Annotated in this window: 18 protein-coding genes and 1 CRISPR repeat array; of the genes, 10 read left to right on the plus strand and 8 right to left on the minus strand. The window is 59.3% G+C overall.

What is annotated here, in order from left to right; all coding sequences use genetic code 11:
- Positions 1 to 18: 18 nt before the first annotated feature.
- Positions 19 to 1965: a CRISPR direct-repeat array (repeat unit 37 nt; unit sequence GTTTCCGTCCCCTTGCGGGGAAAAGGTAGGGATCAAC).
- A 473-nt stretch (positions 1966 to 2438) separates the two neighbouring features.
- A complete protein-coding gene (locus NW826_RS06510) occupies positions 2439 to 3170 on the plus strand; it encodes a protein-L-isoaspartate(D-aspartate) O-methyltransferase (RefSeq protein WP_414509726.1) in 732 nt (243 codons plus the stop codon).
- Between the two features lie 12 nt (positions 3171 to 3182).
- Here the strand turns inward: NW826_RS06510 and NW826_RS06515 are convergent, their stop codons facing one another.
- Entirely contained in the window at positions 3183 to 3944 is a 762-nt protein-coding gene (locus NW826_RS06515) for a glycerophosphodiester phosphodiesterase (RefSeq protein ID WP_414509727.1), read from the minus strand.
- On the opposite strand from NW826_RS06515, the gene NW826_RS06520 reads away from it, so the two are divergent.
- Positions 3943 to 4128 (plus strand): hypothetical protein, encoded by a 186-nt coding sequence (locus NW826_RS06520; protein ID WP_414332794.1) that lies wholly within the window; start codon positions 3943 to 3945, stop codon positions 4126 to 4128. The two genes, NW826_RS06515 and NW826_RS06520, sit on opposite strands and share 2 nt — an antisense overlap.
- Here NW826_RS06520 and NW826_RS06525 read toward each other — a convergent pair.
- The 5 genes from NW826_RS06525 to NW826_RS06545 form a co-directional block, all read right to left on the minus strand.
- Positions 4125 to 4694: a peroxiredoxin gene (locus NW826_RS06525; RefSeq protein WP_414332803.1), complete on the minus strand. Its 570-nt coding sequence runs from the start codon at positions 4692 to 4694 to the stop codon at positions 4125 to 4127. The two genes, NW826_RS06520 and NW826_RS06525, sit on opposite strands and share 4 nt — an antisense overlap.
- A 44-nt stretch (positions 4695 to 4738) precedes the next feature.
- Positions 4739 to 5248: an N-acetyltransferase family protein gene (locus NW826_RS06530; protein ID WP_414509728.1), complete on the minus strand. Its 510-nt coding sequence runs from the start codon at positions 5246 to 5248 to the stop codon at positions 4739 to 4741.
- Between the two features lie 316 nt (positions 5249 to 5564).
- Positions 5565 to 5717: a hypothetical protein gene (locus NW826_RS06535; RefSeq protein ID WP_414332791.1), complete on the minus strand. Its 153-nt coding sequence runs from the start codon at positions 5715 to 5717 to the stop codon at positions 5565 to 5567.
- A gap of 738 nt (positions 5718 to 6455) precedes the next feature.
- A complete protein-coding gene (locus NW826_RS06540; RefSeq protein WP_414509729.1) occupies positions 6456 to 7172 on the minus strand; it encodes a precorrin-2 C(20)-methyltransferase in 717 nt (238 codons plus the stop codon).
- 3 nt (positions 7173 to 7175) lie between these two features.
- A complete protein-coding gene (locus NW826_RS06545) occupies positions 7176 to 7538 on the minus strand; it encodes an STAS domain-containing protein (protein ID WP_414509730.1) in 363 nt (120 codons plus the stop codon).
- Positions 7539 to 7834: 296 nt separating this feature from the next.
- On the opposite strand from NW826_RS06545, the gene NW826_RS06550 reads away from it, so the two are divergent.
- The 4 genes from NW826_RS06550 to NW826_RS06565 all read left to right on the plus strand — a co-directional run bounded on the left by NW826_RS06550 (position 7835) and on the right by NW826_RS06565 (position 14410).
- Positions 7835 to 12634 carry a translocation/assembly module TamB domain-containing protein gene (locus NW826_RS06550; RefSeq protein ID WP_414509731.1) on the plus strand — a complete coding sequence of 1600 codons (4800 nt, stop codon included), beginning with the start codon at positions 7835 to 7837 and terminating at the stop codon, positions 12632 to 12634.
- Positions 12635 to 13095: 461 nt separating this feature from the next.
- Positions 13096 to 13323, plus strand: coding sequence for a nucleotidyltransferase family protein (locus NW826_RS06555; RefSeq protein WP_414509732.1), 228 nt, complete (start codon positions 13096 to 13098; stop codon positions 13321 to 13323).
- Positions 13313 to 13666 carry a DUF86 domain-containing protein gene (locus NW826_RS06560; RefSeq protein WP_414366029.1) on the plus strand — a complete coding sequence of 118 codons (354 nt, stop codon included), beginning with the start codon at positions 13313 to 13315 and terminating at the stop codon, positions 13664 to 13666. Before NW826_RS06555 ends, NW826_RS06560 begins: the two co-directional genes overlap by 11 nt.
- Positions 13667 to 14176: 510 nt before the next feature.
- Positions 14177 to 14410 (plus strand): nucleotidyltransferase family protein, encoded by a 234-nt coding sequence (locus tag NW826_RS06565; RefSeq protein WP_414509733.1) that lies wholly within the window; start codon positions 14177 to 14179, stop codon positions 14408 to 14410.
- A gap of 35 nt (positions 14411 to 14445) precedes the next feature.
- Here the strand turns inward: NW826_RS06565 and NW826_RS06570 are convergent, their stop codons facing one another.
- Positions 14446 to 14748: a Mo-dependent nitrogenase C-terminal domain-containing protein gene (locus NW826_RS06570; protein ID WP_414337588.1), complete on the minus strand. Its 303-nt coding sequence runs from the start codon at positions 14746 to 14748 to the stop codon at positions 14446 to 14448.
- 592 nt (positions 14749 to 15340) lie between these two features.
- On the opposite strand from NW826_RS06570, the gene bchB reads away from it, so the two are divergent.
- The 4 genes from bchB to coaD are packed head-to-tail and all read left to right on the plus strand — an operon-like array spanning position 15341 to position 18776.
- Entirely contained in the window at positions 15341 to 16873 is a 1533-nt protein-coding gene (gene bchB / locus NW826_RS06575; protein WP_414509734.1) for a ferredoxin:protochlorophyllide reductase (ATP-dependent) subunit B, read from the plus strand.
- A 50-nt stretch (positions 16874 to 16923) separates the two neighbouring features.
- Complete coding sequence (galE, locus tag NW826_RS06580; protein WP_414332779.1) at positions 16924 to 17925, plus strand: UDP-glucose 4-epimerase GalE; 1002 nt, start codon at positions 16924 to 16926, stop codon at positions 17923 to 17925.
- 10 nt (positions 17926 to 17935) lie between these two features.
- Positions 17936 to 18271, plus strand: coding sequence for a divalent-cation tolerance protein CutA (gene cutA, locus NW826_RS06585; RefSeq protein WP_414332778.1), 336 nt, complete (start codon positions 17936 to 17938; stop codon positions 18269 to 18271).
- 25 nt (positions 18272 to 18296) lie between these two features.
- Complete coding sequence (gene coaD, locus NW826_RS06590) at positions 18297 to 18776, plus strand: pantetheine-phosphate adenylyltransferase (RefSeq protein ID WP_414332776.1); 480 nt, start codon at positions 18297 to 18299, stop codon at positions 18774 to 18776.
- Between the two features lie 23 nt (positions 18777 to 18799).
- Here the strand turns inward: coaD and NW826_RS06595 are convergent, their stop codons facing one another.
- On the minus strand, positions 18800 to 19159 hold the full coding sequence (locus NW826_RS06595) for a pentapeptide repeat-containing protein (protein ID WP_414509735.1): 360 nt from the start codon (positions 19157 to 19159) through the stop codon (positions 18800 to 18802).
- Positions 19160 to 19364 lie beyond the last annotated feature (205 nt).

The raw sequence follows: 19364 nt of genomic DNA on the forward strand, positions 1-19364 counted from the left end.
TACTGGCTCCCGAATTGCGTTTCCGTCCCCTTGCGGGGAAAAGGTAGGGATCAACAATCAAGCGGGTTTTAGTGATTTATTGCTACCTAGACAAGTTTCCGTCCCCTTGCGGGGAAAAGGTAGGGATCAACGGTGGATCCAAGAAATTAGCCCAATCCCGTTGGCGTTGAGTTTCCGTCCCCTTGCGGGGAAAAGGTAGGGATCAACTTCCGCGGCGCTTTGATCGTCGGGCCGGACTTCCCCGGCGCGTTTCCGTCCCCTTGCGGGGAAAAGGTAGGGATCAACTTAAAACCCCTCGGTCGCCGGCTCAGTAAAGGTGAGCCGTTTCCGTCCCCTTGCGGGGAAAAGGTAGGGATCAACATCGCCCACCGGACGCCCGTCTTTGACGGTTTTGTACAGGTGTTTCCGTCCCCTTGCGGGGAAAAGGTAGGGATCAACGCGGATCTTAAGAAGATTCTGAAACCCGCCGCGGGGGTTGAGTTTCCGTCCCCTTGCGGGGAAAAGGTAGGGATCAACTATGTTGGCCCACCCCGTGAAAAGGAGAAGAGGGAAACCGGTTTCCGTCCCCTTGCGGGGAAAAGGTAGGGATCAACCGGGAGAGATAAACGGGCTCGAGAGCTTAAACGGAAGTTTCCGTCCCCTTGCGGGGAAAAGGTAGGGATCAACCTTCGCTCCCATTTTCGGCCAGCGTCCCTACAACAAGGCGTTTCCGTCCCCTTGCGGGGAAAAGGTAGGGATCAACCCCGCCTGGGTGGGCGGGGGCGGTGGTCACGCGTCCGGGAGTTTCCGTCCCCTTGCGGGGAAAAGGTAGGGATCAACAAGTCGTGGGTTGTGTCGGGCTCAGTGTCCGACCGGGCGAAGGTTTCCGTCCCCTTGCGGGGAAAAGGTAGGGATCAACACGATGCCTTGGACGCTGCCGGGTTCGTGTTTCCCGGCGTTTCCGTCCCCTTGCGGGGAAAAGGTAGGGATCAACGCTCGGTTTCTCCCAGTTTTAGCCGAGATGTAAGGCAGGTGTTTCCGTCCCCTTGCGGGGAAAAGGTAGGGATCAACGCCATCCGGGATAATCTCCCGGGTGGTGGTATTGGCGTTTCCGTCCCCTTGCGGGGAAAAGGTAGGGATCAACCTCCCCTTTCCATGGGGGGGACGGTAACAGCGGGGAGTTTCCGTCCCCTTGCGGGGAAAAGGTAGGGATCAACCGTCGCGAGCGTTTTGATTACACACCCGAGAGCCCGGGTTTCCGTCCCCTTGCGGGGAAAAGGTAGGGATCAACACGGGATCTGGACGCCTACTTCCGAGAGTTCCACGTTCCAGTTTCCGTCCCCTTGCGGGGAAAAGGTAGGGATCAACGGCCAGACCTGTGCACAATAGGGGTGTAGTGATTGGAGGACGTTTCCGTCCCCTTGCGGGGAAAAGGTAGGGATCAACCAAGCTAGCTGCCTTGGTGGCAGCCTTCTATCCCAACTCGCCGCGTTTCCGTCCCCTTGCGGGGAAAAGGTAGGGATCAACGGGGCTTTTGAATTATTCCTTCCGCCATCCGGGATAATGTTTCCGTCCCCTTGCGGGGAAAAGGTAGGGATCAACCGTCGAAACGGACTGGGCGTCTGACACATCTGTCGACGACGGTTTCCGTCCCCTTGCGGGGAAAAGGTAGGGATCAACTTTTTTTTGGTTTCCTGATTTTATTGTGAGCTATGCGTTTCCGTCCCCTTGCGGGGAAAAGGTAGGGATCAACTGTCGCAGTTGTACCCCAACAAGGGGTACCTGCAGGTTGACGTTTCCGTCCCCTTGCGGGGAAAAGGTAGGGATCAACTGAATACCTCGGCTCGGAGGTAGTCGAATTGCCCGGGGGGTTTCCGTCCCCTTGCGGGGAAAAGGTAGGGATCAACCTTTAAGCCGGTGGCGATCAACTGGTTCTGGCGTCCGCTCACGTTTCCGTCCCCTTGCGGGGAAAAGGTAGGGATCAACCCTACCCCCGGAAAAGCTTGAATCCATAAGGTTTTCAAGGTGCGTTCGCGAGGGAGTACGGAGACTTCCCGACACAGATATTAACATTGTTCTGGCGGATGAGCGCAAGTCGGGAAATTTGCTGTTTTAAGAGTATTGTGCCGCATTTTTGTGTCAATTCCGGCAAGAACTTCTGGTTTTCTCTTAAAGACTAGAGCGGGCAAAGAAAGGCCAGCAATCGCTCGTTCCGACGGATCGCGCACAAAACTTTACAATTTTGGCCCTCCCCAACCCTTAGGGGTTCAGCTTTCCGGGTTGTCGAGAGACTTTGCGGCAGCAGGCTTGGCAACAATCTCTTGATGAAAGCTGGAAGTCCTTGAGAAAGTGGGCCAGGATCGAAGTGGAAGCCTTCAGGGATCCGCGATCTTGTGCAATTGCGGCGCAGCATTCGAGCAAAATCCCCGCGGCCCATCATCTTGGGAGGGTGTAGGCCAATGGTCAGACTGTTCTCATCTTTTTTTAGGAGGACTGCCGACCCAGGGATCCGGGCTGCCGAGTTGGGGGCTCCTGAGCCTGCTGCTGGCGGTGGGGAGAGGCAGGCTTGTCCTTTTGCTGCCCAACGGGAACGGATGGTGAGGGAGCAAATCTTGCAGCGGGGGATCCGCGATCCGCGGGTGCTGGAAGCAATGCGCAAGGTGCCGCGCCATCTTTTCGTTCCTCCGGAGCTGCAGGATCGCGCCTACAGGGATTGCCCGCTGCCCATTGGCTACGGCCAGACGATCTCTCAGCCTTACATCGTTGCCTTTATGACCGAGGCGGCCCGCCTCACCCCTGAGTCGGTGGTGCTGGAGATCGGCACCGGATCCGGCTACCAGGCGGCTATTTTGGCCGAGCTGGCCCGACAGGTATATAGTCTGGAGCGTTTGTCTCCCTTGGCCGCCCGTGCCCAGCAAACCCTTGCTGCCTTGGGCTACCGCAACGTGGAGGTGCGCCAGGGAGATGGCTATCAAGGTTGGCCGGAACACGCTCCCTACGACGCCATCTTGGTCACAGCAGCCCCCCCAACCCTGCCGATGCTGCTCCTGGATCAACTGGCGGTGGGGGGCCGGTTGGTAGTGCCGGTGGGCGAAAGCCAGGGATCCCAATCCTTGCTGATCCTCCACAAAACCCCGGAAGGGGTGGTGCAAAAGGGCGCTTTCCCGGTGCAATTTGTGCCCATGGTCTAGGGCAGGGGATCCTCAGGAGGCGGCCCAGAGCTGGGCGCGAATTTGCAGCGCCAACTGGGGGCGGTCGGTGATCAGCCCCTGAACCACGGGATCCTCCCCAGGCGGGCGCAAACAGAAGGCCATGATCTCCGGATCGTTCACCGTCCAGACGTAGAGCGGGATCCCGGCCCGGGCTGCCGCTGCCAAAAACGGCAAGTCCAGCCAAGCGTAGTGGGGAGCGAGAAAGTCGGCCCCCAGCTCGCGGCAATAGGCCAACAGGGATCCCTGCTCTTCCCTCGGCGGCGCTTCCACCAACAGGCCAACCTGGGGGGCGGCCCCTTCAAGGTGCGGGTGTCCCAGAAGAGTTTTCACCCGTTGCACCACCTGGGGCAAAAAGGAAGTGATCACACACTCTGCAGGGGTCAAGAGCTTGCCGATAAGGGCGAGGATCTGTTCTTCATAGCCCGCCTCTTTCAGCTCGATATCGAGGGCAATCCTGCCCCTGACGTGGAGCAGCGCTTCTTCCAAGCTGGGAATCGAGGGTTTGCGGGCGCGGATCTCAGCCCACGTGAGCGCCGCCAACGGCTGGCCCTCCAGCTCGGCATCGTGAAAAACCAGCGGGATCCCGTCGCCGCTGCGGCGCACATCCAGCTCGATCCCGTCGGCCCCGCCTTCGATGGCCGCCGTAAAAGCGGCCAGGGTATTTTCCTCAACGTGGCTGTGATCCCCGCGGTGAGCGACGATCCAGGTGGGAAAGCGATAGGCTGGAGGAGTTGAAACAATCTCTGTAGCCATGGACGCAGCCGAAATTGCCGCCTTAAAAGAGCGCATCAAGCGCATTCGCGAGCGCCGGCCAGCTTTGGTCAAGCTTTTGGAAAAGCCAGACCTGGGCAGCTTGCGCATCGATGTCAACCAGGCCCTCGAGGAGATCGACGAGCTGCTGCAAGAGTTCGAGCAGACCTTTGGCCCGCAGGACTAGCCGGCCCGGGCCAGCTCTTGCAACTGGGCCAAGACCTCGGCGCTGTGCCGAGAGGGATTGACAATTGGGTCGATGGCCCGCAGGATCCCGTCAGGATCGATCAAAAAAGTGTTGCGCAGAGCCATCTCCCCCATCCAGGAGCCGTAGGCGCGGCTAACGGTGCCCTCAGGATCGGAAAGCAAAGGAAATTGCAGCCCCTCTGCCGTGCAAAACCGCCGGTGGGAGTCCACCGAGTCGGCGCTTACGCCCACAATCTGCGCCCCCAGAGCCCGAAACTTGGGCAGATCCTGCTGAAAGCGGCGGGCCTCGATCGTGCAGCCGGAAGTGAAGTCGCGGGGATAGAAGTAGAGCACCACCCACTCGCCGCGAAAATCCGCCAGCCGCCGCACCTGGCCCAACTGATCCGGCAGCTCAAACTCTGGGGCCGGCGCCCCGATCTCCGGCAGGGGAGTGGTGCCCCACTGGGCCAGGGCAGACTGAACACCCACAACGCTCACCAGCAAAGCCGCAAACAACCCTGCCAGGCCCAGCCAGCGCCCAATCCTACCCACCACTTTTTTGACAATCACGGCAACACCTCTCTAGCTCCCCCCTTCCAGTTTACATAACTTTACGTCAGCCACTTGCAGAGCAAAAGCTGGGGCGGGATCCCCAACCACTGCCAAAGTTGAGAGGTGCGCTGGACGGGAGTGTAGCGCAGTTGGGCATAGAGTTGTCGAGCGGGCAGATTGTCCGCCACCACGTGCAGATGCAACTGGCGATAGCCCCAGCCCTGCACCACCCCTTCGGCGCTCAGCAAAAGCTGCCGGGCGATCCCGCGCCGCCGCCAAGCGGGCAGCACCGCCAAGTTGGAAAGATAGGGATACTTGCCATGGGCCATGCGCCGCAGAGAGATCTCGGCAGTTCCCACCACCTTGGCCCCCACCGCCGCCGCCAGGCAGCAATAGCAGGGATCCCTGGCCACCAGCTTGAGGCGCAAATCTTCGCGGATCCCTAGCTTGCGAATCGGGTAGATCCAGCGCTGCAGACCCAGTGGGGGGTGAAAAGCCTGCGCGAGAACCTCGGCTAAGGAATCCAGATCACCCGACGTAGCCGGATAAACCACAAGGGAAGGCAACACGCATCAACCGTGGGCATCCCTATTATTTTGCCAGACAACTTGCAAACCATAACAAGCGGCGGCCCTCTAAACAGAGCCGCCACTGAACTGGTAGAACTTGACCCCAGAGAGGAGAACCACCCTCTCCCGCGGCAGACCAACTGCAGCGCAGATTGACCCAGGCTTATTCAGTTGTCCTGTCCTAACACGTAACCGATCCGAGCACTCCAAAAAATGGATCCAACAAATTGGTTAGCAAACAACACTCTGGAAACGAAGATTTTTGAGCCAACGCCCATGGGTGCTCCAAAACCCAAATCAAATCTGAGGCTTACGATCAGATCTCCAGATCGCTAGCGTGGCAGGCTGAGCCATTGATGCGATAGACATCATCCGTAATGGGCTGGTAACCCACTTCCACCAGATCGGATTTGTCAGGAGCAAATATGCGGATAACTGCTCTAGCAATCTTTGACAGAAAAGCAAACATAGCAACCTCCTGAAAGCGAGAGTGGAACTATGAACTGAGAGAACCTCGAAGAATTGCTAAAGCCCGCAGCCCTTGTCCCACTGAGCATTGGCTTCACCTTGCCAGAGCTTGCAGGTTGAGAGCACCTGAACCCGATCACCGATTTTCCTACTTGGACTCGCTCATGCGTGGAGACTCAAAATAGCCGGCTGAGCTTCTCGATCTGGCAAAACCACTTGAGAAACTTGCTTCCGGAAGAGTACTTCCCTGCTTCCCTCGTGGCCTCTACAGCAAACCCAACAGCTATCTGCTTTAACTCCCCTGTTCTACTTCGAGGAAAACCTGTCGTAGGTACCAGGTGCTCTGCTTGGCGAGACATCCACTTCTCAGAAAAGCCTGCCGCAGCAACGGATCGGAAGTTGAGATCAAACTGTTGACTGACGGAGCCTTTTGGATTTGATTGAATCGAGAAGCGGTGTCTCGCGTTTGATGGGGATGAGATATTATCCTCCTCGCCTGAATCACCACACCCATAATCTAACCTGTAATCGATCTCGCTTCCAAGGGCAGCAACCATTCTTAACGGGCTGGATCATTCCTTTAACTTGGTCTTTTCATCTCTTTTTGATGTAGCTCAATAGAGGGATCCCTGCCTTCTGGATTGGGGCTGCTTGGCCTCTGACCAGCCCAATCTCCCCCCTTCTTCTAGGGAAACAAGCCGGCTCTATCCAGGCCTTAAGTTATAAAAGAAAAGTTAAACTAATTCCGAGGTTCACAACGCAGGATCAGCAGGGAAAAGTAGGGGGGGCGATAGTCGGCCAATTCTTCTAGGGTGGGGAAGAGAACTTGCTGCGGCCAACCGGCCCAAACCACCAAGCTGGCCTGCTGCAGCCAGCCTCTTGCCGCCAGCCACTGCCAAACCTGAGGATAGACGGGGGCCACTTTCATCAGCACGACCACGTCCGCCCAGGCGCAGGCCGCCTCCAGCTCCGCCAGGGCAAAGAGAGCAGGCAAAATCGCCAATTTCTCGGAGCCGAGCGCCAAAGGGGATCCGAGGGCGGCGGCGGCAGCCAGGGGAGAGCACACCCCCGGTACGGCCTGGATGGGCAAGTCAGGGATCCGCTGCTGCAGGGCCTGGGCCAGGTAGGCAAAGGTGCTGTAGAGGCCCACATCCCCTTCACACACAAAGGCCACATCCTCACCCCGTTCTAGAAGCGGGGCCAGTTGCTCGGCAGCCGCTTGCCAGGCCGCCTGCAGAAGCTCAACTTGGGTAACAAAGGGCAGATGCAACGGCAATAGGGTTTGTTCCGGTCGCAGCCAGGGGCGCACGATTTGATAGGCTAAACCCGGCTGGCCGATGGCGTTCTGAGGGCAGGCCACCCAGCGGACGGCGCCGAGGATGCGGGCTGCTTTGAGGGTCAGCCACTCGGGATCCCCGGCTCCAGCACTGATCCCCCAAAAAGTTCCCAGGCCCATGTATCAGGCGGTTTCTGGATTGCCCGTGCCTTCCTCCCTCAGGCGATCCAAGGCTTCCTGCAGAGAGTTGCGCAAGGACAAAAACTTTTCTAGCCGCACCAGTTTCACGGTTTGGGTGACGCGGGGGTTGCTCACCACCTGAAAGATACCGCCACGGCCCTGTGCCAGCTTGGCCAATTGCACCAGGGCACCGACGCCAGAGCTATCGATGAAGTCGATCCCCGTCAAATCCAGGATAAGGTTGGGGGATCCCTCTTCTAAGTATTTGGTGACCACCTTAACAAAGACCGGCTCAGAAAAGGCATCCAGAAGGCCCGTCAGGTAAAAGACCTGGCAGTTTTGCAGCGCTTCGTGGCTGCCGCGCAAGCTGACCGTCAGAGACAGAGGTTCCGGAATGGCTTTTCTCCTTTTGTCTATCTCGACAGAAGATGGAGGCCCGATCTCGGGCGTGGAGATAGCTTAGCATCCCTGCGGGCGAGACGGTATTTTTCCGCGGGCAGGGGATTGCGGCTGGGGGCAGGGATCCCTTCTCTCTGTCCCCTCGTGGCAGGCCAGGAGTCCTTGGGTAGGATGGGGGCAGCTTCCCCTATTTCAGAGGAGGCCGGCCTGCGGGCCAAACAGGGCTTCTCAACTGGGGTGGTTCGGATCCCTGAGGGTGGGTGTTGGGCGAAGATCAGCGCGAGAAAGAGCAACGATTTCCCCTCTCCTCCAAGACCTGGATTGGGGTGAGGGCGGGGCTGGGTTTGGGCTTGACGGCTGCTGCCTTGGGCGCCGCCTGGGGAATCGGGGCGTATCTTCAAAATCAGGTGCTGCCCCAGGTAGAAGAAACCCTCTCGCAGGCGATGCGCCGGCGGGTGGAATTGGGGGAGGTAAGGTTTGTGGCCCCTTGGCAGGTGAGGCTGGGAGAAAGCCACATCGAACATTTGGCCAGCATCGGCTCTATCGACCTCAGCCCCGACTTTTGGACCTGGCTACAAACAGGCGAGTGGGTGCTCAACATTACCCTGAACCGGCCCCAGTTGCTGCTGATGGAAACGCTGGATCGCGGCTGGGCAGATGTGCAGTTTCAACTTCCAGAAGGGGAGGGATCCCTGCCCTTGCAGGGGCTGAACATCCATTTGCAGGAGGGATCCCTGACGGCCATCCCTTTGGTGGGGGAGCGGCGCCAGTTTGACCATCTGCAGGGCCAGGTGCAGGTGTGGCTGAGTGCTCCGCCGGGGGGAGGGGATCGGGCCAGTTTCCAGCTCTCGGCGCGGCTGCGTCCTCTGCAGAGGGAAGGAGGGTATCCCTTGCAGCTTAGGGGGGTGGCGGATTTCGCCCAGGCTTCTGGCGCGGTGACGCTGGCCGCCCAGCGTCTGCCTTTGGAGCTGCTGCCCAGCGTCTTGCCGGCGGCGCCCTTGACCGAGGTGGAAGGGGAGACCAGTCTGGATCTGCAAGTCCTCTGGGGCGGAGAACGCCCTTGGGAGTTGACGGGGCAAGCCCAGGTTCAGCAGGCGCGGCTGGGGTTGGAGAGGTTGCCGCATCCTTTTGAAGAGGTGAAGGGCTCTGTTCGCTTTACCCTAGAGGAGCTGGATCTGCAGGGGGTGAGCGGTCGCTTTGGCCAGCTCTCTTTCGGGGATCTCAACGGCTCCATTGCCTTCGGCGACAACGAGGGGTTCAATCTGCAAGCTGTCATGGCTCCAGCCAGTTGGCAGCAAATCCAGGAGACTTTCAACTTTGAGCTGCCGGTGGCGGCGGCAGGGGTGGTGGCGGGATCCCTGGCGGTTACTGGGCCGCTCAAGGGGCCGCAGATCCAAGGGCAGTTGCAAGGGATCTCGCCGGGGCAGGTGGATCGCCTGGCGGTGCCGGAATATGCTTTTGGCTTCCGCTGGGCCGACCAGACCTTGGCCTTTGAGGAAATTGACCTGAAGGCCGCCGGCGGACGCATCCAGGGATCCGGACAACTGCAATGGGCTGCCGGCTTGGCGGGCCAGTTCAATTTGCAGGTCAGCGGGGCCGACGTGGAGCAGGTGCTGGCCCTCTACGACCTCAACCTGCCGCGGCGGGGCGAGCTGCCCTGGGCGGGGCCGGTAAGTGCTCAGGTACAGGTGGCGCTGACGGGATCCCGGCCCCAGGTGGAGGCCACCTGGGAAACCCAAGGGGGAGAGATTGCCGGCAGAGGACAGCTTCAGATCTTGCCCGAGGCGGGGGGCTGGGCGGTGGAGGTGCCGCAGGCCGTGTTGGAGCTGGGCGGGGGCCGGGCCCAGGTGGCGGGAAGGTGGGCGGCAGGGCAACTCCAGGCGCGGCTGGCTCCCCAGGATCTGCCGCTGGCCTTTTTTAACCCCCAGTGGCCGGGATCCCTCTCCGGGGAGCTGATGGCGCAGATGAACACGGCGGAGGCGGCGGAGGTGGGTTTCCTGGCGGCGTTGCGAGCGCAAGGGTCGCTAGCCCTGTCCCAGCCTTTGGGAGAGAGGGGATGGCCATGGGTTGACGGCATCCGCGGCCAGCTAGCTTGGGAAGGATCTGACCTGCGTATCCAGCAGGCAGAGATCTTGGCCGGCACCACCCGCTTGGCCAGGCTAGAGGGACGGATCCCCGTAGACCCGCAGACGCTGCAGGTGGGATCCCTGGATCTGAACTTTGCCGCTGACGGGATCCCCCTGGCAGAAGTACCCGGCCTGCCGCCGAGGGTGGCAGGAGTGCTGCAGGGATCCGGGCAGCTCCGCGGCTCCCTGGAGGAGTTACAGGTGACGGGGGAGGCCCAGTTGCGCGGCTTGCAGGTGGGGGAGGTAGCCTTTGCCGACTTGGCTGGGCCCTTTAGCTGGTCTAGCCAGGGGACGACGGTGGAGCTAGCGGGGACGCGGGAGCGGCTGGCGCTGCAGTTGGATCCCCAGTTTCGGCCCTTGCAGTTCGAGCTGCGGCGGGGCGAGGCGGAAGTGCGCGGCCAACGACAGCAAGATGAGCTGCAGGTGGTGGCGAACCGCTTGCCGCTAGCTTGGCTGGGGGGGGTGGCTGCTGGGGCATGGGCCGGCTTGCAGGGAACCCTCGATGGGGAGGTGGCGCTTGACCTGGCCAGTGGCGCTGCTCAAGGTCAAGCTGCGGTCGAGGGGCTGCGACTGGGCAATCTCGAGGCGCAGGGCCTTGCAGTGGATTTCGCTTACCACCCTGGAGACGACTCTCGCCCCGCTCGTCTGACCCTTGCCCAAGCCCAACTGGAGCTGTTCCAGAGCCTCTACACCGCCAGCGGTACTTTGGAGCTGCCGGCGACCTCTCTGGATCCCACCTCGGCGGCTCCCGTTCCCCAAATCGACCTGCAGATCAGCACCCGCCGGGGTCGCCTGGAAGATATCATTTCTACTTTCAAGTGGCGGAAGTGGAGCGATATCACCAGCCGCGGTTTTCGGCTGCCACCTTTGGGCCCTGCCGCGGTGCTGCGGACGGATCCGGTTGGTCTGCCCAACCATCCCCTCTGGGAGCAGCTAGAATACTACGCCCAGATCCTGGCTGCCCACCTGGAGGCCCTGGCCAGCCGCATGGATCCCCGCATCCCGCCGCCCACCAGCTTGCAGGGGGAATTTCAGGCTAGCGTCAGCCTCGTCGGCAACCTCAACCGGCCCAGCGTCAGCTTTCACCTGGAGGGCCAGAATTGGCAAGCGGAGGAGTTTGGTGTTGAAAGCCTCACCGCCAGCGGCAGCCTGGTCGAGGGGGCGGTGGTGTTGCAGCCGCTGCTGTTGCGCAGTGGGGAACGCCAAGCCCTTTTCACCGGCAAGTTGGGCCTGGAGGAACAGTCGGGATCCCTGCAAATTCAAGGGTTTCCTCTGGCTTTGCTGGATCGCTTCCTGCCGGATGGGCTGGAACTCCAAGGGGATCTCAACCTGGATGTGGAGCTGGCAGGCAACCTGCGGGATCCCCTTGCCCGCGGTTCCCTGACGGTGGTGAACGCCCAGATCAACCAGGTGCCGCTGCAGGAGGTGGGGGGACAATTTGACTACCACCAGGGACAACTGCGCTTGGAAGGCGCCCTGCTGGCCAACGGCGACGAGCCGATCCGCCTCTCTGGCCTGGTGCCCTACACCCTGCCCTTTGCGAAGGTGCGGGCCGCCTCGGATCAGATCGACCTCAGCCTGCAAGCCGAGAATGGCGGCCTGCGCTTGGTCAACCTCTTCACCGACCAGGTGCGCTGGGAGGGCGGCCAAAGCCAACTGGAGCTGGCCATCCGCGGCACCTTGCGAGAGCCCAGCCTGCAGGGGAACCTCAGCCTCGGCTCCGGGATCCTCAAACTGGCCGCCCTGCCGGAGCCCATCACCGACCTGACCGGCCAAATTGTCTTTAACCTCAACCAATTGGAGGTGCGGGAGCTGCGGGGCCAGTTGGGGGGCGGATCCCTGTTGGCCAACGGCTTTTTGCCCGTCAACTCCCGCGGCGCCCTGCAGAGGGACGAGACCGCGCCGCCCTTAACGCTGCAACTGCAAGGGATCCAGCTCAACCTGCCCAACCTCTACACAGGCCGCCTGGAAGGAGAGGTGACGGTGGGCGGCCTGCTGCTGCGGCCTCTGATGGAGGGACACCTAGAGATCTCCGATGGAATCGTCGATGTCAGCCCGCGCCAAGCGGCAGCTCCTACAGACGCGACTCAGGTAGATCCCTTCTGGCAGCCGCGGCTGAACGGGTTGGAGCTGGTCTTGGGACCTGGGATCCGCGTGCAGCGCCCCAACCTATTTGAGTTCAACGCCAGCGGCAGCTTGCGCCTGTTTGGCACTCCCCAAGATCTACGTCCGGCGGGCACCATTGCCCTGGAGCGAGGCCGCGTCAGCCTGCCCATTGCCAACTTTCGCCTGGATCGCTCCCGCCCCAACACCGCCACCTTTGACCTAGACAACCCCTTCGATCCTTTTTTAAACCTGCGCCTGGTGACCCAAGCCTTCGAGGTGTATCGCTTTCCCCAGGAGCTCTCTCCTTTTGAGACCAACCGCACCCTACCGGGATCCCAGCAGAGCATCGAGATCTTGGCCACTGTCAACGGACGGGCCAGCCAGCTTGCGGCTGCGGATCCCCGCAACGGGGTTTTGACGCTTTCTAGCAGTCCCAGCCGCTCCCCCCAAGAGATTGTCGCCCTGTTGGGGGGAACAGCTTTGGCCCAACTCAATCCAGAAGCCGGGGTGGCCGGACTGGCGGGAACAGCCCTACTCAACGATGTGGTGGAGACGCTGCGGGACACCCTCGGCTTGGATGAGGTTCGCCTCAGCCCCGTCCCCCAGGTCGATACCCGTGCCCTCAGACGTTCCTCGGTGGGCCTGGCCCTGGAAGTGGCCCGCGATCTGGGGCCCGCCACTTCCCTCTCGGTGCAGCGCAACCTGACGGATCCCTTTCAGCCCACCCGCTACAGCGCCCGCTACCGCCTCAACGAACAAACCCTCACCCGCGCCACCACCGACCTCGAGGGCAACAACGCCATTGCCATCGAGTTCGAGACTCGCTTTTGACGGGATCCGCCCCAGCCAGCCTACGGTTTGTTGTGTTACATCGTTATTGCTACGCAACACTGTCGCGAATGCGCCGCTCTAACTCCCCTCTCCCTTTGGGAGAGGGGTTGGGGGTGAGGGCGCCTTTGGGAGAGGGGTTGGGGGTGAGGGTCGAGCGGCGCAGAGCGCTTGGGTAGTGGCGAGGATCCCTTGGAGAGTGCCTTACATCTAGTTTAAAGTGGCCATAGTTTTTCAACGGCTTTTGGACGGCCAGGGATCCCTTGAACCGGAGTCCGTGACTCCTAAAGATAGCTAGAATAAACACCTACCTGTGTGAGCCTGGAAGATCGAAACAAGCGGCCAACCTGCGTTCCCCCTTAGAGAGTTGATAAGTGAGTGATCCAATCTGCCCAACCATGAGGAAACAACAAGTATTGCAATTGCTCGGCGAGCAATTTGCCGAGATTTAAGAGCAGTTTGGCGTGCGGCGACTGGCCCTCTTTGGCTCAACCGCTCGTGGCGAGGATCAAGCCGGCAGCGACATCGATATCCTAGTTGAATTTATTGGTAAAGCCGACTCCAAGCGTTACTTCGGTCTGCTCTTCTACTTGGAAGACAAACTTGGATGCCCCCTAGACCTTGTGACCGACAAGGCTCTACGCCCCGAACTCCGTCCATTGATAGAAAAAGAAGCAATCTATGTCCCGTGAATGGCGTTTCTACCTAGATGATATGATTGAATTTGCCAAGCGAGTCCTTGAATACACAGAGGGGTACACTCAAGAAGACTTTGAACAGGATCGCCGAACCTATGATGCGACCCTGAGAAACATCGAGTTGATTGGTGAGGCAGCCACTCACATTCCTGCAGAAGTCCGTAACCAGAACGAAAATATTCCTTGGCGACAACTCATTGCCACTCGTAACCGTATCATTCATGCTTATCTTGCTCTAGACAACGACGTTTTGTGGAGTATCATCCAAAGTGATATGCCCCAACTGCTTGACAATTTACAGAAACTAAAGCGTAGTCTCTCCGATTCTCCCTGCTAACCCTAACTTCAGGAGCAACGCCGCCGTTTTCATCCAGTTGGAAACCCCCTCTGACGGGATCCCCTCTGGCCAGACTACGGTTCGTTACGTCGTCATTGCTACGCAACACTGTCGCGAACGCGCCGCTCTAACTCCCCTCTCCCTTTGGGAGAGGGGTTGGGGGTGAGGGCGCCTTTGGGAGAGGGGTTGGGGGTGAGGGTCGAGCGGCGCAGAGCGCTTGGGTAGTGGCGAGGATCCCTTGGAGAGTGCCTTACATCTAGTTTAAAGTGGCCATAGTTTTTCAACGGCTTTTGGACGGCCAGGGATCCCTTGAACCGGAGTCCGTGACTCCTAAAGATAGCTAGAATAAACACCTACCTGTGTGAGCCTGGAAGATCGAAACAAGCGGCCAACCTGCGTTCCCCCTTAGAGAGTTGATAAGTGAGTGATCCAATCTGCCCAACCATGAGGAAACAACAAGTATTGCAATTGCTCGGCGAGCAATTTGCCGAGATTTAAGAGCAGTTTGGCGTGCGGCGACTGGCCCTCTTTGGCTCAACCGCTCGTGGCGAGGATCAAGCCGGCAGCGACATCGATATCCTAGTTGAATTTAAATTTATGGGTAAAGCCGACTCCAAGCATTACTTGAGTCTGCTCTTCTACTTGGAAGATAAACTTGGATGCTCCTTAGACCTTGTCACCGACAAGGCTCTGCGCCCCGAACTCCATCCATTGATAGAAAAAGAAGCAATCTATGTCCCGTGAATATCTGTGAAGCATCATCTAAACCAAGAGCCAATCTAGAGATAGCGGCTGATGTCTTCTCCCTGTTCTGCCAAGAACGACAAAGCCCGGAAGCGCAGCCCTACCACTTGATCGTAGAAGGGGTTGAGCTTGCACATCGGTGGAATGTGCATTATTTTGTGGCCAAGCAACACCACATCTCGCTCGAAAGGACAGCGAGCCGGGATCCACCGACACAAAAAGTGGGCCAGCCGGGGATCCCCAACTTCAATGCTGTCAATTGCCGCTCGAATTGGTTGCAAGGGCGCCTGCAGCCAGTCGTGCAGGTGAGCCGCAGGCTTGAAGTACGTGGAAGTCATGGAATCCATTTGCTCCTCTGAAACTTTGCGCGCACGTTGCCAAGAAATCGTGGTAGAGCCCATAAGCTTTCACCTCAACACCTCAAGGGTGTTCGCTCTCTGCAGCAGTCATGCTCTCCTGCCCGGGTTTGTATCTAGGGAAACAGGAAGGCGTTTCTCTCCAGACTCAGTCTGCCTTCGGGGGCCAGAAACTTGCCTGGGTAACACAAAATCTCTGCTCAAGTTTGTAGAGATACACATTTTGTATTCAAAAGTTAACCTGCAACGAAAACTACAGAATTGACCGCCTTGGCTGGCAAGCTGCCAGGGCTTGGGGATCCAGCTCAAGGCTGTTGTCCCTATTTCCAGGATGGAACAGAGCTTGGGCCTATGGTAGAGGGATCCCCGCACCAAAAGTTACCTTGAAGCATTGTTTTTCTTTATGATCAATATTTTCTCAAGATGTTGTTGTCGAGAGTTACAGGAGATAACGAGCAAGAGATCCCGGCTGCTGGGCACTCTACAATTCCAGGAGAGGTTCCCAGCGAGTGAGAAGCGGGCAGGGGATGGGGATCTCCTTTTTGTTACCTCGGTCTTTCTTCAGAGGCTGCTTATGAAATTGGCCTATTGGATGTATGCTGGCCCCGCCCACATCGGCACGCTGCGGGTGGCCAGTTCCTTCAAAAATGTCCACAGCATCATGCATGCTCCCCTGGGGGACGACTATTTCAACGTGATGCGTTCCATGTTGGAGCGGGAGCGGGACTTTACCCCGGTAACCACCAGCGTCGTTGACCGGCAGGTGTTGGCGCGGGGATCGGACGAGAAGGTGATTCGCAACATCGTCCGTAAAGATGGCGAGGAGCAGCCGGATTTGATTGTCGTCACCCCCACCTGCACCTCCAGCATTTTGCAGGAGGATCTGCATCACTTTGTGCGGCAGGCGCAGTTGGCCAGCCGCTGCGACGTGCTGCTAGCCGATGTCAACCACTACCGGGTCAATGAGTTGCAGGCCGCCGATCGCACCCTGCAGCAGATTGTGGAGTTCTACATCAACAAAGCCCGCAAAAGCGGCGAATTGGACGGCTTACCCCAGAAGACGGAACGTCCTTCCTGCAACATCCTCGGCATCTCCAGCCTGGGCTTTCACCACGCCCACGATCTGCGGGAGTTGAAAAAGCTGCTGCGGGATCTGGGTATCGACCTTAACTTGGTGATCCCGCAGGGGGCCAGCGTCCACGATCTCAAGCATCTGGGGCGGGCCTGGTTCAACGTGGTGCCCTACCGCGAACTGGGGCCGATGACAGCTCGCTACTTGCAGGAGCAGTTTGGCACGCCCTACGTGGAGATCACCCCCATGGGAGTGGTGGAAACAGCCCGCTTCATCCGCCAAATCCAGCAGGTTCTCAACGAGCAAGGGATCCCGGTGGACTACGAGCCCTACATCCAGGAGCAGACCCTACATGTTTCCCAGGCGGCCTGGTTCTCCCGCTCCATCGATTGCCAAAACCTGACCGGCAAAAAGGCAGTGGTTTTTGGGGATTGCACCCATGCGGCAGCGATCACCAAGATCCTGGCCCGCGAGATGGGGATCCACGTGGTCTGGGCGGGCAGCTATTGCACCTACGATGGCGAGTGGTTTCAGGCGGAGGTGGGCGGGTATTGCGATCAGGTGCTGCTGACGGAGGATCACACCCGTGTGGCCGATGCCATTGCCCAGGCGGAGCCTGCCGCTATCTTCGGCACCCAGATGGAGCGGCATGTGGGCAAACGGCTGCGGATCCCTTGTGGGGTGATCTCGGCGCCCATCCATGTGCAGGATTTTCCCATCGGCTACAAGCCCTTTTTGGGCTACGAGGGCGCCAACCAAGTTGTGGACTTAATCTACAACTCCTTTACCCTGGGCATGGAGGATCATCTGCTGGAGGTCTTCGGCGGCCACGACACCAAAGAAGTGATCCACAAGAGCCTGAGCGCCGATTCCGATCTCATCTGGACGCGGGAGGCCCAGGCGGAGCTGAACAAGGTGCCCGGCTTTGTGCGGGGCAAGGTGAAGCGCAACACCGAAAAATTTGCCCGCGAGCGGGGCTTGGCTGAGATCAGCGTGGAGGTGATGTACGCCGCTAAGGAGGCTTTTGGCGCTTGATAGGGATCCCCTCGGCAACCTTTAACAACCTTTTGCTCTGACGTCTGCCTATGCGGCTTTTGGTTACGGGCGGGGCAGGATACATCGGCAGCCACACCTGCAAAGCTCTGGCGGCTGCTGGCCATCTCCCCATTGCTTACGACAACTTGATTTACGGGCACCCCTGGGCGGTTCGCTGGGGGCCGTTGGAAATCGGCGACATTGCCGACCGCGAGCGACTGGATCAGGTGATCCGACGCTATCGACCGGAAGGGGTGATCCACTTTGCCGCCTATGCCTATGTGGGTGAGTCGGTCAAGGATCCCGGCAAGTACTACCGCAACAATGTGGCCGGATCCCTGAGTTTGTTGGAGGCCATGCGAGATCACGGGATCCCGTACATTGTGTTCTCCAGCACCTGCGCCACTTACGGGGTGCCAGAGCGGCTCCCCATCCCTGAAAGTCATCCGCAACGTCCCATCAACCCCTACGGCCAGAGCAAGCTGATGGTGGAGCAGATCTTGCGGGATTTTCGGGCTGCCCACGGGATCCAGTCCATCAGCCTGCGCTACTTCAACGCCGCCGGCGCCGATCCCGACGGCGAAATCGGTGAAGCCCATGACCCGGAAACCCACCTGATCCCTTTGGTGCTGGATGCCGCCGCCGGCCAACGTCCCCACATCACCGTTTTCGGAGATGACTACGAGACCCCTGATGGCACCTGTATTCGAGACTACATCCATGTCGCCGACCTGGCTCAAGCCCACGTGTTGGCAGCAGAGGCGCTGGCCTCTGGCCGGCCCGTGCAAGCAGCCTATAACCTGGGCAATGGCCAAGGCTTTTCCGTCAGGGAGGTCATCGCCGCCGCCGAAGCCGTGACCGGACAACAGATCCCGGTGCAAATGGGAGCACGCCGACCGGGGGATCCCCCCTGCCTGGTGGGCGATGCCGGTGCCATCCTGCGGGATCTCAACTGGAAACCTCTCTACAGCGACTTGGCCGAGATCATTCAAACAGCCTGGCGCTGGCACCAGAAGCGGCCCTATTTTGCCAAAGGCACATCCCTGCTCTAGGAGCACCTGAATGGACAACACAGATGCACCCAATAGCCTCTTGGTTGTGATGACCACGGTGGGATCCGAGGCCGAAGCCCACCGCTTGGCCCACACCTTGGTGGCCGAACGTCACGTGGCCTGTGCCCAGATCTTGCCCGGAATTACGTCCTACTATCGCTGGCAGGGATCCCTGCAGACCGATGCTGAGTTCCTCCTCCTGTTCAAATTGCCCGCGACCGCCTATCCTCGGCTCGAACAACGGCTGCGGGAGCTACATCCCTATGAAGAGCCGGAGATTCTGGCTATCCCAGCCAGCCAAGTGAGCGCCACCTATTTGGCTTGGGCCCGCGACCAGGTAGGGTGAAGAATAGCACGACTCCAGCTTGGCCATGATCGCTCTCTATCCCGGTAGCTTCGATCCCATTACCCTTGGGCATCTCGATATCATCGAGCGGGCCAGCCGTCTTTTTTCCAAGGTGATCGTCGCCGTCTTAAAAAACCCCAACAAAACCCCCCTCTTCAGCCCCGAGCAGCGGCAGGCCCAGATTAGCCTTTCCACTGCCCATCTGAAAAACGTTGAGGTCGATACCTTTTCCGGCTTGACGGTGGCCTATGCCCGTCAACGGGGGGCAAAAGTCGTTGTGCGTGGCTTGCGCGTCCTGTCGGACTTCGATGTGGAGCTGCAAATGGCCCACACCAACAAGCTGCTGGCCCCCGAACTGGAAACCCTCTTCCTCGCCACCGCCAGCGAACACAGCTTCGTCAGCAGCAGCCTGGTCAAGGAGGTCGCCAAGCTGGGCGGCCCCATCGACCATCTCGTGCCGGCGCCGGTGGTTCAAGATCTGCGGGAGCGCTTTCCCCTGCCCTGAGGCTTGGGCAGCCGAATTGCCAACTAAAATTCAAGCAGTTGCATCCCTGCCGCCGCCGGGTCAAACCCTGCCGGAAAGCAGGTGCTGTGGTTGTACTGGGAGCCACTCAAGTTGGCTCCTTCCAAACGGGCTCCCTCCAGGTCGGCATAGCGCAGATCGGCACAGCGCAGATCGGCATTGGCCAGATTGCTGCCGCGCAGGTTAGCATAGCGCAGGTTGGCCCCATGCAAATCGGATCCCTGGAGATCGGCGTGCCGCAGATCTGCCCCCCTCAAAAAAGCGTACTCTAAGCAGGATTGGGGAAAATGGCGCTCTCCCCGCTGGTAGCGGCTGAGCAACTCCGCGGCCCCTTGCAGAGCACACTGAGTAATGGTTTGAGTCATAATACTTCTCCCAAACGAGACCCTATCTCTATGCTCATCTTTATCATCGGGTTGAGTGGGTTTTGATCATCCCTGCTTAACAAATGATTTCATTTTTTGAGTCGATCGTTGCCCCAAGTTTTTTCGGAAAGATCTATCCTCGGAGATATCGCAGCTTGCCCAAATTGCGGGTTTGTGCGGCAATGTTTCTTAATTGTTTTTGTGA

Source organism: Synechococcus sp. OH20 (assembly GCF_047502685.1).
Lineage (GTDB): Bacteria > Cyanobacteriota > Cyanobacteriia > Thermostichales > Thermostichaceae > Thermostichus.

Bases quoted from the DNA above. Each gene is read 5' to 3' on its own strand.
- NW826_RS06510 (WP_414509726.1), top strand. From the start codon at position 2,439: ATGGTCAGACTGTTCTCATCTTTTTTTAGGAGGACTGCCGACCCAGGG.
- NW826_RS06520 (WP_414332794.1), top strand. From the start codon at position 3,943: ATGGACGCAGCCGAAATTGCCGCCTTAAAAGAGCGCATCAAGCGCATT.
- galE (WP_414332779.1), top strand. From the start codon at position 16,924: ATGCGGCTTTTGGTTACGGGCGGGGCAGGATACATCGGCAGCCACACC.
- NW826_RS06570 (WP_414337588.1), bottom strand. From the start codon at position 14,748: ATGACTTCCACGTACTTCAAGCCTGCGGCTCACCTGCACGACTGGCTG.
- NW826_RS06535 (WP_414332791.1), bottom strand. From the start codon at position 5,717: ATGTTTGCTTTTCTGTCAAAGATTGCTAGAGCAGTTATCCGCATATTT.
- NW826_RS06560 (WP_414366029.1), top strand. From the start codon at position 13,313: ATGTCCCGTGAATGGCGTTTCTACCTAGATGATATGATTGAATTTGCC.
- NW826_RS06515 (WP_414509727.1), bottom strand. From the start codon at position 3,944: ATGGCTACAGAGATTGTTTCAACTCCTCCAGCCTATCGCTTTCCCACC.
- bchB (WP_414509734.1), top strand. From the start codon at position 15,341: ATGAAATTGGCCTATTGGATGTATGCTGGCCCCGCCCACATCGGCACG.
- coaD (WP_414332776.1), top strand. From the start codon at position 18,297: ATGATCGCTCTCTATCCCGGTAGCTTCGATCCCATTACCCTTGGGCAT.
- NW826_RS06595 (WP_414509735.1), bottom strand. From the start codon at position 19,159: ATGACTCAAACCATTACTCAGTGTGCTCTGCAAGGGGCCGCGGAGTTG.
- NW826_RS06540 (WP_414509729.1), bottom strand. From the start codon at position 7,172: ATGGGCCTGGGAACTTTTTGGGGGATCAGTGCTGGAGCCGGGGATCCC.
- cutA (WP_414332778.1), top strand. From the start codon at position 17,936: ATGGACAACACAGATGCACCCAATAGCCTCTTGGTTGTGATGACCACG.